This window comes from Romboutsia sp. 13368 (assembly GCF_018336475.1).
Classification (GTDB): Bacteria; Bacillota; Clostridia; order Peptostreptococcales; family Peptostreptococcaceae; genus Romboutsia.
The window spans coordinates 2,075,610-2,076,082 of sequence record NZ_CP048741.1; the positions used below are offsets into that span (position 1 = coordinate 2,075,610).

1 protein-coding gene is annotated in these 473 nt (G+C 23.1%); it reads left to right on the forward strand.

What is annotated here, in order from left to right; all coding sequences use genetic code 11:
- The first annotated feature begins 194 nt into the window (after positions 1–194).
- On the forward strand, positions 195–443 hold the full coding sequence (locus G3997_RS08615) for a small, acid-soluble spore protein, alpha/beta type (RefSeq protein WP_296645372.1): 249 nt from the start codon (positions 195–197) through the stop codon (positions 441–443).
- Positions 444–473: the final 30 nt, after the last annotated feature.

Genomic DNA, 473 nt, shown 5'->3' on the forward strand with positions numbered 1-473 from the left:
TTATTTAACTATTTTTATCTATCTTAAAATATACTATGCTAATTATCTTTATCTATTAATTTTTATTATACCTCATTTTATTAATTCTTACAATTTACATAGAAAATCATTTCTTTTAAATTTAAGTTTCTGAGTTATAACTTCTTAAATTTAAGTTAATGATATTTATATATAATATTTTAAGGAGGAATAATATGGACTTACAAAGTAAAAATAATGCTAAAGAAGCTTTAAATAATCTAAAGATGGAAATAGCTACAGAGCTAGGATATTACTATAATATGAGAACTGATAAAGTAGAGTGTTATGATCCACAAGGAACATTAGATGGACAAGCTGAAAATATAAGAGCTGGTGTTGAAGTTGGTGGAATGACTTCTAGAAAGCTTGTTGAAATGGGAGAAAAAGCTTTAGTTGATAAATATAATAACAGTATTAAATAATATTATTATATNAAAAAATGACCACACATA

What these genes read in the sequence shown, in the direction of transcription:
- G3997_RS08615 (WP_296645372.1), top strand. Translation starts at nt 195, where the DNA reads ATGGACTTACAAAGTAAAAATAATGCTAAAGAAGCTTTAAATAATCTA.